Annotated in this window: 11 protein-coding genes and 1 tRNA gene; 8 read left to right on the top strand and 4 right to left on the bottom strand. The window is 35.7% G+C overall.

Annotation, left to right across the window (positions count from 1 at the left end):
- Positions 1 to 37: 37 nt before the first annotated feature.
- From EPI11_RS13560 to aroB, 4 genes are all read right to left on the bottom strand, one after another.
- Positions 38 to 439, bottom strand: a complete 402-nt coding sequence (locus EPI11_RS13560; RefSeq protein WP_128390525.1) for a DNA primase — start codon at positions 437 to 439, stop codon at positions 38 to 40.
- Between the two features lie 7 nt (positions 440 to 446).
- Positions 447 to 1,418: a deoxyhypusine synthase family protein gene (locus EPI11_RS13555; protein ID WP_128390524.1), complete on the bottom strand. Its 972-nt coding sequence runs from the start codon at positions 1,416 to 1,418 to the stop codon at positions 447 to 449.
- A 30-nt stretch (positions 1,419 to 1,448) separates the two neighbouring features.
- On the bottom strand, positions 1,449 to 2,855 hold the full coding sequence (locus EPI11_RS13550; protein ID WP_128390523.1) for a type III PLP-dependent enzyme domain-containing protein: 1,407 nt from the start codon (positions 2,853 to 2,855) through the stop codon (positions 1,449 to 1,451).
- 298 nt (positions 2,856 to 3,153) lie between these two features.
- Entirely contained in the window at positions 3,154 to 4,221 is a 1,068-nt protein-coding gene (aroB, locus tag EPI11_RS13545) for a 3-dehydroquinate synthase (protein WP_128390522.1), read from the bottom strand.
- 91 nt (positions 4,222 to 4,312) lie between these two features.
- Here aroB and EPI11_RS13540 point away from each other — a divergent pair, with 91 nt between their 5' ends.
- The 8 genes from EPI11_RS13540 to EPI11_RS13510 all read left to right on the top strand — a co-directional run bounded on the left by EPI11_RS13540 (position 4,313) and on the right by EPI11_RS13510 (position 14,197).
- Positions 4,313 to 5,485, top strand: coding sequence for a proline dehydrogenase family protein (locus EPI11_RS13540; RefSeq protein WP_128390521.1), 1,173 nt, complete (start codon positions 4,313 to 4,315; stop codon positions 5,483 to 5,485).
- A gap of 35 nt (positions 5,486 to 5,520) precedes the next feature.
- Positions 5,521 to 5,898 carry a DUF4258 domain-containing protein gene (locus EPI11_RS13535; RefSeq protein WP_128390520.1) on the top strand — a complete coding sequence of 126 codons (378 nt, stop codon included), beginning with the start codon at positions 5,521 to 5,523 and terminating at the stop codon, positions 5,896 to 5,898.
- A gap of 93 nt (positions 5,899 to 5,991) precedes the next feature.
- Positions 5,992 to 6,069, top strand: a tRNA-Val gene (locus EPI11_RS13530).
- Between the two features lie 300 nt (positions 6,070 to 6,369).
- Positions 6,370 to 6,777, top strand: coding sequence for an Arm DNA-binding domain-containing protein (locus tag EPI11_RS13525; protein WP_241657627.1), 408 nt, complete (start codon positions 6,370 to 6,372; stop codon positions 6,775 to 6,777).
- Positions 6,719 to 6,943, top strand: coding sequence for a phage integrase SAM-like domain-containing protein (locus tag EPI11_RS19160; RefSeq protein ID WP_241657626.1), 225 nt, complete (start codon positions 6,719 to 6,721; stop codon positions 6,941 to 6,943). Before EPI11_RS13525 ends, EPI11_RS19160 begins: the two co-directional genes overlap by 59 nt.
- 431 nt (positions 6,944 to 7,374) lie before the next feature.
- Complete coding sequence (locus EPI11_RS13520; RefSeq protein WP_128390519.1) at positions 7,375 to 12,354, top strand: PKD domain-containing protein; 4,980 nt, start codon at positions 7,375 to 7,377, stop codon at positions 12,352 to 12,354.
- A gap of 859 nt (positions 12,355 to 13,213) precedes the next feature.
- Positions 13,214 to 13,417, top strand: coding sequence for a DUF1810 family protein (locus EPI11_RS13515; protein ID WP_128390518.1), 204 nt, complete (start codon positions 13,214 to 13,216; stop codon positions 13,415 to 13,417).
- A gap of 222 nt (positions 13,418 to 13,639) precedes the next feature.
- Complete coding sequence (locus EPI11_RS13510; protein ID WP_128390517.1) at positions 13,640 to 14,197, top strand: alpha/beta hydrolase; 558 nt, start codon at positions 13,640 to 13,642, stop codon at positions 14,195 to 14,197.
- Positions 14,198 to 14,319: the final 122 nt, after the last annotated feature.

Genomic DNA, 14,319 nt, shown 5'->3' with positions numbered 1-14,319 from the left:
CTCTGTTAAGAGTTCTTTAATATTATTTAAAGATGAGTTAATCTTCATCTTCGTCATCTTCAGAATATTCGGTATCTTCAATATCACGATTATCTCCATCTTCGCCATCATCTTCATTATCCGGACTATCCACTTTTTCTTCAACGTCGTCATCGTCATCCGCATCGTCAGCGATGTCAAGATCTTTTAATCCGTCGATTTCCTCTGTAGGGTCTATATCATCCTCATCAAAATTTTCAATCCTGTCTGCAAGTTTAGTGCTTACTTTTACAAGGTATATGGTGTCTTCCGTTCTTACTTCAACAGCTTCAATGGTTTCATTTTTAGCATTTTTAAAACGGATGATATTAGAATCATCATATCCTTCAGGAAATCTTTCAACCAACAGGGTTAAAATCTCATTAGTTAGTTTGGCGTAGTCAACTATAACTCTTTTCATAAATCTATTATAAATCTAATAAGTAAGCAAATATAAGTGGGGCAACAATAGTTGCATCAGATTCTATTATAAATTTGGGGGTATTAATATCAAGTTTACCCCATGTAATTTTTTCATTAGGTACAGCGCCTGAATATGAGCCATAACTGGTTGTTGAGTCAGAGATCTGGCAGAAATAGCTCCAGAAAGGAACATCATGCATTTCCATATCCTGATAAAGCATTGGTACAACGCATATAGGGAAATCTCCTGCAATACCACCACCAATCTGGAAGAAACCTACACCATTACTACTATTTTTAGAATACCAGTCTGCAAGGAAAGTCATGTATTCAATACCAGACTTCATTGTAGATGCTTTTAATTCTCCTTTAATAACATAAGAGGCAAAAATGTTACCCATTGTACTGTCTTCCCATCCTGGTACAATTATAGGTAAATTTTTCTCTGCAGCAGCATACATCCAGCTGTCTTTAAGATCTATTTCATAATATTCTTCAAGAACGCCTGAAAGCAGCATTTTATACATGAATTCATGTGGTAAATAACGCTCACCTTTATCATCAGCATCTTTCCATATTTTGAAAATATGCTTCTGTAAGCGACGGAAAGCTTCATGTTCAGGAATACAAGTATCCGTTACACGATTAAGTCCTCTTTCTAAAAGATCCCATTCCTCTTGTGGAGTAAGGTCTCTATAGTTAGGTACGCGCTCATAATGAGAGTGTGCCACAAGATTCATAATATCTTCTTCAAGGTTAGCTCCTGTACATGAAATGATTTGTACTTTATCCTGACGTATCATTTCTGCGAAAATTTTCCCCAGCTCTGCCGTACTCATAGCTCCTGCAAGCGTCACCATCATTTTTGCACCATCTTGCAATTGCTTTTCATACCCTTTTGCGGCATCTACTAAAGCAGCACTGTTAAAGTGAAGATAGTACTTTTCAATAAACTGGCTAATTGGTCCTTTGCTCATTGTAGTCGTAATTTATTAAATATTCAATAGTTATTTTTTCTCTCTGTTGTATCCTAAAATATTAAGAACTTCTTCGGCTTGCTGCTGCTCAGAAAATACTTCTGTTGCAAGTATACCGTTTTCGTCCCTGTCAATAAGAATATGCTTAGGCTGGGGGATAAGGCAGTGGTGAAGTCCTCCATAGCCGCCAATAGTTTCCTGATAAGCACCTGTATTAAAGAACCCAATATATAGTGGTTTCTCTTTATTGTATTTAGGCAGGTAAATGGCATTCATGTTTTGCTCTGAGTTGTAATAATCGTCGCTATCACAAGTCATACCGCCTAATAATACTCTTTCATATTGATCATTCCATCGGTTTACAGCAAGCATGATGAAACGCTTGTTGATAGCCCATGTATCAGGAAGAGTAGTAATGAAAGATGAATCGATCATGTTCCATTTTTCCCTGTCATTTTGTTGTTTTTGGTACAGAACCTGGTAGATAGCTCCTCCACTTTCACCTACAGTGAACGAACCAAATTCTGTAAAAATGTTTGGTACATCAACTTCGGCGTCATCACAAGCAATTTTGATCTGGTTAAGAATCTCGTCTATCATATATTGATAGTCGTATTCAAATGCCAATGAATTTTTGATAGGGAAACCACCACCAATATTAAGACTGTCTAATGATGGACATTCTTTTTTAAGGTTTACATATACCTTTAAACATTTAACAAGTTCGTTCCAGTAGTAAGACGTATCTCTAATGCCGGTATTAATAAAGAAGTGAAGCATTTTTAGTTCCACATTCTTGTTTTCGTGTATTTGCTTTCTGTAAAAAGGAAGGATGTTTTTATAACCGATACCTAATCTTGAAGTATAAAACTCAAACTTCGGTTCTTCTTCGGCAGCAATACGTATTCCTATTTTGAATTTGCCCGGAATTTGTTCCTGTAAAAGATCAAGTTCTTCGTAGTTATCAATAATTGGAATAGTCCTGCTATGTCCGTTGTTTATAAGTCGCGCTATGTTCTCTACATACTGGTCTCTTTTAAAACCGTTGCAAATTATATAAGTGTTTTTATTTATTTTGCCTTTTTCAAGCAGTTTCTCAACAATGTTAACGTCAAATGCTGAAGACGTTTCCATATGGATATTGTTTTTAAAAGCCTCATCCATTATATATTCAAAATGAGAACTTTTAGTACAATAACAGTAATAGTATTTACCTTCGTATTTGTTTTTTTCCATCGAATTCCTGAACCAGCTTTTCGCTTTACGGATATTGTTTGAAATTTGAGGCAGGTAGGTGAATTTTAAAGGCGTTCCATACTGCTCAACAAGTTTCATCAAATCGATGTTATGAAACTGTAAATTATCTTTGTTTAGGGTGAATTCTTCCTGTGGAAAGTAAAAAGTTTGGTTTATAAGGTCAAAATATTTTGTATTCATTAGATGTTTGATATATAAATTAGATTATAAAAATTTAGACATGTCCTAAAATTATAATCTGATTTTCAAACCCTTATATTTGCATATACAATCTGCAGTTTTTCTTGCCAGGCATTACCATTATTAAAAGTTTCCATACCGGAAATATTCCGCAAAGAAAAAACCGACCTGCTAATAACAGGAAAAGCCATGGATTTTCTAATAGTCCCAAAGAGGGAAAACATGTTATGGTTCATTTTCATCTCGGCAAATGTAAAAAATATTACTTCGTATTTAAAAACAAATGTTTAAAAAATTATTAGTTTTGATAATCATCAAATGCATTGAATATCAACGCATTTTCTACATCTTGGTCAATAACCGCATTTCCTATTCCGTCAAGTAGTACAAATTGCACCTTTCCTCCTACATTTTTTTTATCATGAACCAGCAATTTCAGGATTTCTGCAATGTCTTTTTCACTAAAGTTAACGGTATTAAAAATGGATTGGATTACGGTTTTTATCTCAAAATATTCTTTGGGAGTAATTAGCTTTTTGTTCAACGAAATATAGGCTTCCAATATCATGCCAATGGCTACCGCTTCTCCGTGTAATAAAGGAACGTTTTCTGGACTCTCTAGAAAGTATGACTCTATGGCGTGACCCATGGTATGACCAAAGTTAAGTATTTTGCGCAGCCCTTTTTCTGTAGGATCCTGTTCTACAACACTGTTCTTGATTTCAACCGAACGGTATATTAAAGCGCCAAGATCATCTGTAGTTAATCCGGTAAGGTTAGAAAATTGTTTCCAATACTCGCTGTCAGCAATTAATCCGTGTTTTAGCATCTCTGCCAGACCCGAACGCATTTCAGGAGCAGGAAGGGTATTTAGAAAATTAGTATCTATTAAAACAGCTTTAGGAGTGTTTATAACGCCAATTTGATTTTTAAGTACACCAAGGTCAACGCCGGTTTTTCCGCCTATCGAAGCATCTACCATAGAAAGTAGTGAAGTAGGTACGTTTATAAAATCCATTCCTCTTTTAAAAGTAGAAGCTACAAATCCGCCTAAATCAGTTACTACTCCGCCGCCAATATTAATTAAGATACTTTTTCTGTCGGCTCCAAGTTCTGTCATTGCATGCCATACTTCAATGCAGGTTTCTATAGACTTATTGCTTTCGCCCGGTTCTATTTCAATAATTTCGATAGAGAGTTCAGTCGCTAACTGCGAAAGAAAACCAGGAAGGCAGTGCTGAGATGTATTAGAATCTGCTAATATAAATACTGTAGAATAATCATTTTGCTGTAAAACATCCTGCAGGTAGGTGTAACAATTATCGTTAAAGAGAATGGAATATCCTGTAGTTTTAAGTGTCTGCATAATTTATTGTAGTAATGAAAAAGCAAAATAAGGTAATTATTACGATTAATTCTTGCGTAGTATTTATATTTGCACAAATTTTTTAAAAACAATGGAAAAAATCTTCAATAATACCGCCGATGCATTTGTATTGAAAAGCGATACAGAACTGGATAGAGCTTACTTTCTTTTTAAAATGATCGCTTCAGAGCCATTAGTTAAAATTGGTACTGCTGTAACTAATTTTGCGCTTAAAGTGCATTTGCCGGTTGAAGGCCTTATCAGGGCTACTGTTTTTGATCATTTTTGCGGAGGAACTACCGAAGAGGACTGTCTGCCTGTCGTAGATAAATTGTTCACTAAAGGAGTGTCATCCGTATTGGATTATTCTGTAGAAGCAAAGGAAGATGAGTCTGAATTTGATAAGGCACTGGAAAAAACATTGAAAACCATTGATTTTGCAAAAGAGAAAAAAGCCATTCCGTTTGCTGTATTTAAGCCAACCGGTTTTGGAAGATTTGAGCTTTGGGAAAAATTAGGTGCCGGTACAGTATTTACACCTGAAGAAACTAAAGAATGGGAGAGGGTAGTAGAACGTTTTGAGATTGTTTGCAAAACAGCTCACGCTAATGATGTTGCATTACTAATTGATGCAGAGGAAAGCTGGATGCAGGATGCAGCAGATGATTTAGTGGCTGATATGATGCGCAAATACAATAAAGAGAAGGCTATTGTTTTCAATACTCTTCAAATGTACCGTTGGGACAGGCTTGATTACCTTAAAAAATTACATGAGCAGGCTAAGACCGAAGGCTTTTATATTGGTATGAAGATCGTTAGGGGTGCTTACATGGAAAAAGAAAATAAAAGAGCCGAAGAAATGGGGTATGTGTCGCCAATATGTGTTTCTAAAGAAGCTACGGATGTTAACTATAATGGCGCTGTAAACTATATGGTAGAGCATTTAGATAAAATGGCCATTTTTGCAGGTACGCACAATGAAGATAGCTCTTATATGCTAATGGAGCTAATGCAAAAGAATGGTATTGCTTCAAACGACGAAAGAGTATGGTTTGGGCAGTTATATGGTATGAGTGACAACATTAGTTTCAATCTTGCGGCTCATGGTTATAATGTTGCAAAATACCTTCCGTTTGGCCCCGTTAGGGATGTTATGCCCTACCTGATAAGAAGAGCAGAAGAAAATACTTCGGTAGCAGGACAAACAAGCCGTGAATTAAACCTGATAAGCGCAGAAAGGAAAAGAAGGAAACTTAAAGACTAAGCGCCTTTTTGATTACTTTTGCAAAAAAATAAAGAATGAAGTTTATACATCGATTTGCCTATTATATGCTGGGATTTTTAATAGGAGGAGTGTTCCTTTTATTTATCTTTCAGAATAAACGCACAGAGTTTTGTTATATGCCCAATTGCAGGGTTTTAAAAAGCATAAGAGCTAAAGGAATTGTAATTTCCAAAGAAGCTCAGGCAGTTTTTGATCAAAAAGCGATAACCCTTCAGGACGTGAAAAATAGTCTTGATAATGGAGATGTTGATTTTTCAAGAAGTAATAAGCCAAATAAAGAAGGAGGTAAAGTTTATATAATAGAAGGGAATACATCTAAAAATGAGCCTATTGAATTGGAAATTATAAATTACAGTGAGAAGGCTATTTTAAAGAATGTAAAAAAAGTTTAATCTTTTTTTTTAAATTCTTGTAGATTCAAATAGTAAGTGTATATTTGCACTCGCAATAAGGAATTGTATCTAACAGTAAATTATTGTGAATTCGGGCGATTAGCTCAGTTGGTTCAGAGCATCTGGTTTACACCCAGAGGGTCAGGGGTTCGAATCCCTTATCGCCCACCACCTATTAATAGTGAGTTGAAAGTAATTCTTCTAAAGAAAATAAATTCATTAAAATATCTTATAAAGCTTAGGAAAACCTGCAAATTTTGATTTGCGGGTTTTTTGCTTTTACTCCCAAAACCATCAAAATTTATAAAGATACTCAAATAGTTTGTGGCAGATTTGTGGCAGTAAAAAAAAATGAAAAAAAATGCCACAGAATCAATGTTAAAATATTGATTATCAACATGTAAATCACGTTAACGACTTGTGTTTAAAGCATTATAGTTCGAAATTTATTAATTTTTAAATCGATGAATTATGTTAGAAACAAGTTTTGGATTAACCTTCTTCCTGAAGACCCCAGAGAAACCGTCAAACATTAGATTTATTTATCTTAGAATCACTGTTGATGGTATTCCAAAAGAAAAATCAACAAAACGTAAATGGGATATAGCCAGATGGGACCAGAAGGCTGAAAGAGCTATTGGTACAAAGGAGGACGCAAGGGCAATTAATATGTTCCTTGATACAATGATTTCCAAGATCAACCAGATTAAGCTGGACATGATGTGTAATGACCGCACCATTACTTCACAAAGAATTATGGACAGCGTTCTTGGAAAGACCGCCGATAAAGCTAAAGTCCTGGAAGAATTTCAGCTGCATAATGACGAGATGCTTGCCCTTGTTGGAAAAGGGGAATTTGCGCTTGGTACTCATAATTAGGTATACGACGACTAAAGACCATATTGCAAATTTCATCAAATTTAAATTTGACACTGATGATCTTGAATTCAGGGAACTGAACTTTCAATTTGCTAAGGACTTTGAGTTTTACCTCAAAACGGTACGCAACTGCTCTAATAATACGACTTTAAAATACTGTACCTAAATTTTCAGGGTTATTTATAGACGTAAGCCAGCCTCTAATATTGTAAGTATAAATCCATTATCTTGATGCGCTTCATGTTGAACTTTGGCTTGCAGAAAAGCTCAATAAACTAACCTTAGGAATTGATATATTTTAAAATTTGATTAACAGGTTCTACTGTATTTACAAATGACATTTATATAAGTCTATTTCAAATTTATATATAAAAACATAAATAGTTCATTTAGAATAGTAAGAGAAGACTCATAAATAAGAATTGAAAAAACATGAGTGAATTCAACAGTTTATAGTCATAAATGCTAAAAATAAAACTTTTAACAATATGTATATTTGTTAATTTAATGTTAATAATTATTTATAATTGGTTGATAAATAGTCTATTATTATATTTTTAACATAAATACCACCTTGGTAAAATTCAAACTTAATCTATGAACAAACAACTACTCGTCCCGTATGGAAATGCTATACGGTTATTGTTTTATTCCTTTCTTGGTAATAAAATTTCGCTGTATTTTAGCTTGGTATTTGTACTGCTATTTGCAGATCCAGTAATGAGCCAAACGGTTCAACCCACACTTTTCCTTTGGGATACCTTTGTAGGATGTACAGAAGGGGCAAATGCCACTCGTAAAACTTACGAGGAATTAATAGCTGAGGGACTTTGCTTGGAATTTTGTAAGGGTACTACCGTAAACTACGAATTTCATTCTGGTGGTCCAATTCCTTATACCAATACCCAATGGACAGTGGTAGGTGGAACGATACTATTTCAAGATGACTTACATTGTAGGGTAAAGTGGTCAAGTACTTTAAATGCTGGTTCTATCGCTGTTAGTACTACTACCCCAACTGGTGCACTGAATTATCCGGCACTATGTGTCGATCTGAAAACCTCACCGACTGCGTCGTTTCAGATTGTACCTCAAAATACAACTGATACAAATTTACCTTTTGATGCATGTAGAAACCAAACCATATATTTTACTAATACTTCCAGTTCAAATGGCGGTACCGCTTTAGAACATTACTACTGGGATTTTGGTGATGGATCGACTTCAGCAGCGTTTGAGCCTACCCATGCTTATCTTAATGAAGGAACTTTTAACGTAAGATTAGTGGTTGTAAATAGTTGTTCTTGCAAAGATGTTTTTACTAGACGTGTAACAGTTAAAAAAAGAGGTGTAGATATTAGTTGTGCAAGTGTAGTTTGCCAAGGACAAAAAACCTTTTACTCACTTCCTCCTGATTTTAATGATTGTGAAAAATACGATTGGTCAGTTGTTGGAGGTACTATAGTTTCAAGGATTCCTTATGGGCGTATTATAGAAGTAGTCTGGACTCCAACGTCACCTGAACGACCAGATACTACAGGATTTGGTTATGTGACTTTCAATCCTTCGGATTGCCGGACAGATTGTTATGAACCCAGAACAATCAAGATTCCTATAATTGCAAGTCAAGGTATTATTATTGGAGATGCCTCACTTTGTGAAGATACGCAGACAGGTTATAAACTTCCACAGTGGCCAACAACAGACTTTGTATGGGAAATTGTAAACAGTGCAAACACTAACGCAGCAGTTATATTTACAGATCAGCGAAACGAAGTACTGGTTAATCCGGGTAGCGGTTCTGGGACATTTGTACTTAAGTGCACCTACCAAAATACATTACTTAACTGTGGAGGTACTGCTACAAAGACCATAACTGTCAAGTCAGATTCCGATATTGATGGACCAACAAATTTATGCCTGAGTACCCCAGGAGCATCATACACGACTGCCTCGGGACTTTCAGGTACTTGGAAAGTAAAAAAGTTACCAAGTGGATCAACTGTAACAACTACAGGAGAGTCTGTTACGCCAAATTTTGCAACAGCAGGAAATTATAGCATTACTTTGAGTGGTAATAATTTTTGTGCCGAAAAGGTACTACAAGTCGGTATAAAAGGAAATGAAATCCCTCTGATTGCTAGTTTTTCAGGTAATACTGTAGTATGCCCAGCTTCTCCAACAACATTTACGTTCAGCAATACGGTTCCCAATACAATAATTGGATGGGAAGTAGATGGAGGTCACATAGCAGGCTCTACGTTTGGAAACACGGTCAGTGTAACTTTCGATTATCCGTATGCAGGAACCTATAAGCTAAGAATATGGAGACAGAGTACGAATGAACCTGTTTGTAAATCGGACTCTTTGACTATTCCTTTGAACCTTATTAGTTTCCCCGGAGGAATTACTGGAACTAACATTACATGTGCTAGTTCTTATCAAACTTACAGTTATGTGATGGCAGATGCTGATAGCTATTCTTGGACCATTTCTCCAGCATCCTCAGGAAGCGTACAAGGATCAAACACTGGTTCTACCGCTACCATCTTATGGAATGAATTTGCAACATCACAGAATGTAAATGTTGTTTTGGCTATCAAAAAGTGTAATATTACAGAAATAAAGACTTTCGCTGTAACTATTGGTTCACCTCAAATAACAATCAATCCAATTGTAGGAAATATTTGTAGTGGAAGTTCAAAAACATTCTCATTGAGTTCAAGTCCTGCATTGAATAATGGCACTGGATCTATTACTTGGGATTTTGGTGATGGCATTACTGCCTCAGGAACAACAGCCTCTCATGTATTTAATGTAACAGATGGCTCTCCTAGCAATTTTACAGTTAAATTAACCGTTCAAAATCCGAATGGTTGTAATAGTACAATAGTAAAGACTGTAAATGTAAATGTAGCTTTGGCACCATCAGCTAAAGTCACAAATCCTGCGGGAGCAATCGCGTGCAATATGTCAGATGTTCCAGAATCAGCTAGGAAATTATCTACTTCGCTTACTACAGGTACATGGAGTACCCATACAATAGTGTGGTATAAGAATAATGTAATTATTCCCGGGGAGAATACCCCAAACTATGAAGTATCAGCATTAGAATCTGGATTTGGAAACTATTATGCAGTTGTTTCAAACTTAACATGTGCATTGAAGACGAATGTGGTGGTATTTGAGAAAAAATGTAGTGATGAGCAATGTACAATTTCTCCGCCTGCGAATTTGACACTGAATACTATTTATAACTGTGGCACAGTAACTGCTACGGCGACTTATTCGGGAAGCCCTACCATAACGTGGGGTGGGGATCCTGTTTCGTCATCAAGTACTCAAGCTACTTATAAGTATCCAATTGCCGGAAATTATTCTATTTCCTATACCGCAACCTACATTGTAAATGGACAGCCTTGTAAAGCAGTTAAATCTGCTAATGTGCTCGTGCCTTATATTCCTGATTTAAAATACAATGTTATTTGTGGTTCTGGAGGTACATATAATGTTAAATTGCTGGATTATTCCAACTATTCTGTTACAACACCAATAACAGTTTGGGAGTTTAAAGTAAATAATGTTATCAAACCCCAGGTAGGAGCAAACGGGGATACTACAACCACGCGTAACCTAAGCCTGGCTCCGGGTACTTACAACTTGCTTGTGAATATTTCCGGGAGTGGTTATCCTACCTGTTCTAAGCAAGTTACTCTTGTTCTACCAGCCTTTCCTGTAGCTAATTTTGATATTAGCTCCGGTCCATATTGTGAGAAGGAATCTATACAATTTACAATACCGCCATCAAGCATTCAGCCAGGAGATACTTATCTCTGGGACTTTGGTGACAATACCACAAATACTCAAAAAAATCCAAACAAGGTTTTCTCTACTGCTGGTGAAAAAACAATAACCCTTGTCGTCATTAACAAGTATGGTTGCATTAGTAGTAAAACTAAAAAGACCATCAAGGTAGTTATTAAAAATATGAATGGTACAATTACACCTTCATCTGCTATTGGATGTACAGGAAGTACTATTTCATTATCATATTTACCAGCAGGAGGAACGCAAATACCAACGGGCTTCCAATGGATGAATGACAATTTGCCAATTTTGGGTCCGGGAGGCACATCTAATCCTTTTTTGGCAAGTACTGAAGGTAGTTACTGGGTTAGGGTAATGAATACAAATAGTTGCTTCGAAGATATTTATAACAAAGTAGGCGTTAGCTTTGTAAATCCTCCAGAGGCAAAAATTACGGGCTTCCACAACATTTGTAATGGTCAGGCCGTTAAGTTTACCGGGAGTGGGGGAGATTCTGTTACACTTCAATATCTATGGACTTTAGGAGGAATTACATTGGGTACAAATGCCATATTGGAACATACACCATCTGGAACGGGTACCTATATCTATACTCTACAAGTAAAAGAACCATTGGAAGGAGGTTTGTTCTGCACAAATACAACCACGCATGAGCTTACCGTTTACGACCCACCTCAAATTACGGATCTATATATGGACAATCTTGTCTGTAATCCTTTCTCTTTCAAATTGCATGCAACTGCTGACAGTCCGGGAACCTTTTTATGGAGTAATGGCGACAGTGGTCCAGATATTACAGTAACTCATGGAGGTGCATATCAGGTAATCTTTACCAGCGAAAGTGGCTGCAAAACCTCCCTGCAGATAGATGTTCCTAAGAGTCTTGAAAGTTACATGTGGATATTTCCATCTGGCTGTTATACTTTTTGCGATAAATTTGAAACTGGAACCTTGCTGGGCCCATCAATTGAAGAATTTGACAATTGGAGTTGGCGTTCTAATGGTGTATCTGTATTAGCAGGAACAGGTGAAGTATCCCAATACAATATCCCGAGTGCATCTGCTACCTACAATATGGCACTAGGGAATGCACAGTGTACTTTTGTAAGTCCGGATTTAAATATAAGAGTAGACAATTGTGGTTGTGTAATTGATGCGACTCTAAATTCTATTACAGCACAAACATCACCGTTCAACCAATATGTCCTTAGTTACCATATAGGCAACAATAACTCACAGCCAATTAGTGTTACTATATCCACTTCCAATAATGTAGGCATATTTCAGCCATCTACAGTAAGTGTACCTCCTGGAGGAGGAAACTTTACATTCAGTCTGCTTCCGGATCAAGATTTTCAAGGAGGTTCAGCTAAGATTAGAATGAATAGTATCAATTCGGAAAGAAGACCTTGTTTTAGGGATTTCAGTGTTATGTTACCTAGTTTTGCCGTATCTAGACCAGCAGGAGTTGAGGAAACAAATAAAATAGAAAACAGCTTACTTATAGTACCTAATCCTGTTATACAGGAGGTGAAATTTGTTTTCGAAATTGAAAGTATTATTCTGGTAAATAATCCCATTATAGAATTATTCGATCCGATGGGACGCTTACTGGATTATTATATCCCAAAAACCGAAAAAGGGAGCTGGTTATTGGATTTAGGACATTACGCAGCTGGCAATTATGTTGTTACCCTTAAAGAAAATGGAAAAATATTGTTACAGAAAAATGTGTTAGTCACCCATTAATTTTGTGGTTTACTATTTCAATATAAAGAAATTAAATGCACACTTAGTTAGTGTATTTTAAATCGACGTTTTAAAACTAGACCTACAAAATATAATAAAAATTTGTTTTATTGTTTTATAAATATAAATTCTTCAAATTATAAATAGGATTGGAAGAAAAAAATGTCCGATTTAGCGATAAAACCATAGAAAATAAAATCCCGTTAAATTTCTTTTTTTACAGAAATTTGGCGGGATTTTTTGTGTCGTTTCATCAAATTTTATTTACTAATATAGAAAATTTCAAATCTTTATTTTATTGAATGATTTATTTTAAGATAATTATATACCCAGTATACTACATCTTTGAATTTTCAAATCTTTCAACATCTTTAAAGTATAGAATTTTATAACAATGAGCGAAGGCATCAGTCAAACCAGGATCTTACTCCAAATGAGGTATTCTATAGGAGCAATAAAAAAGTGTCGTAAATAATCTTAAGCTTGAACCATAATTATGATGAAAATGAGGCAGTAATGCCTGAGGAAGTGAAATATCAAAATTTATGGCTGCTGGCAAATAATTTTGATGATTTTTTTGCTCGGTTACATGTTGAAGTATAAAGTAATCCTGTACAATGTGAATTGTAAATGATCTGACATTAGAACATGTGATTCTAAAAAAAAAGTAATATATTATTTAACGAAGGAGCAACTGCTGTCCGAAAACACCATATTTTTGTCCCATATCGTTACCGTATAGGTGTTAGTTCATTACCGGCCGCCTTTTTATGAAGTAGGAAAGAAACTTGGATATCATTATCTTCAGTCTGGGCCTGAATAGCAGATAGGTAATCTTTATACATTTCGTTCGTAGGCTCTGGCTATTAATGATAAATCAGCACAAGAAATATTTGGTTCTCCTGACGATATGAAACTTCATTCCAGTATGACCCTTTTTGGTCAGGTTGAAAATGCTGATCCTGTATTCGCAGAGGTTTTAAATAAATATTTCGGAGGATTATTTGATAGCCGTACACTACGTATCATTGAAAAAAACGTAGAAGATGATTCGATTCAATGACCCGGACTATTTTCTCAGGGTAATACGGCAGGAAAGTATTGGATCTGCCTGAGGCGGAAATACTGTTAATCGATAATTTCTTTAGCAGTTAGGATTCTGACTATTATTACAATCGCTTAACCGGACTTCTGCTTCCGTTAAAGTTTTATAGTAGCCACTTATATTCCGATGGAAATTATTAATTTCATAGTTCACTTTCATAGTGATACTAAATCATAGACAATGAACTACGAAATATTATTTATTCAGGGTGCAGGGAGTGTGACTACAGAACAGGAGCAAGTGATTGTAGACGAGCTAAGAATAAAACTTGGTGATCAGTTTAAGATAATATATCCTCATATGCCGGATGCTGATACACCAAGTTATTTTGATTGGGAAGCGGTTTTAACAAAAAATCTCAAGAATTTATCGGGGAAAGTAATTCTAATGGGTCATTCCTTAGGAGCCTCAATTATATTAAAATATTTTTCAAAAGAACCGGTTCCTGATAGCGTATTAGGAATGATCTTATTTGGTGTTCCCTATTGGAAAGACCAGGACTGGGATGTTTCAGAATATGTAATAGAGGATGATTTTATAGGTAACCTTAGTATGCTTGACAATATTTATTTATATCACTCAATCGATGATGATGTGATTCCTGCTAACCAATTTACATCCTACCGTAAAATAATTCCGAAGGTACATTGGAGGGTATTGTCAGGTACGGACCATTCTTATCACGGCGCAATTCCGAATATGATTAATGACATACAGGAATTGATTTCTAAAACGTAACAATGGCAGCCTCGCTAAATATGGCGTAAATTGACCCATCAAAGTAGTATTAACCCATGTTCAGTATCACTTTTGATCAGCTAATAGAGTTAAGTGCCAATTATCTGCCTAAATTTATAGAG

Origin of the sequence: Flavobacterium cerinum, from assembly GCF_004028155.1 — a bacterium.
Lineage (GTDB): Bacteria > Bacteroidota > Bacteroidia > Flavobacteriales > Flavobacteriaceae > Flavobacterium > Flavobacterium cerinum.
This window is presented reverse-complemented; position numbering and strand designations above follow the sequence as displayed.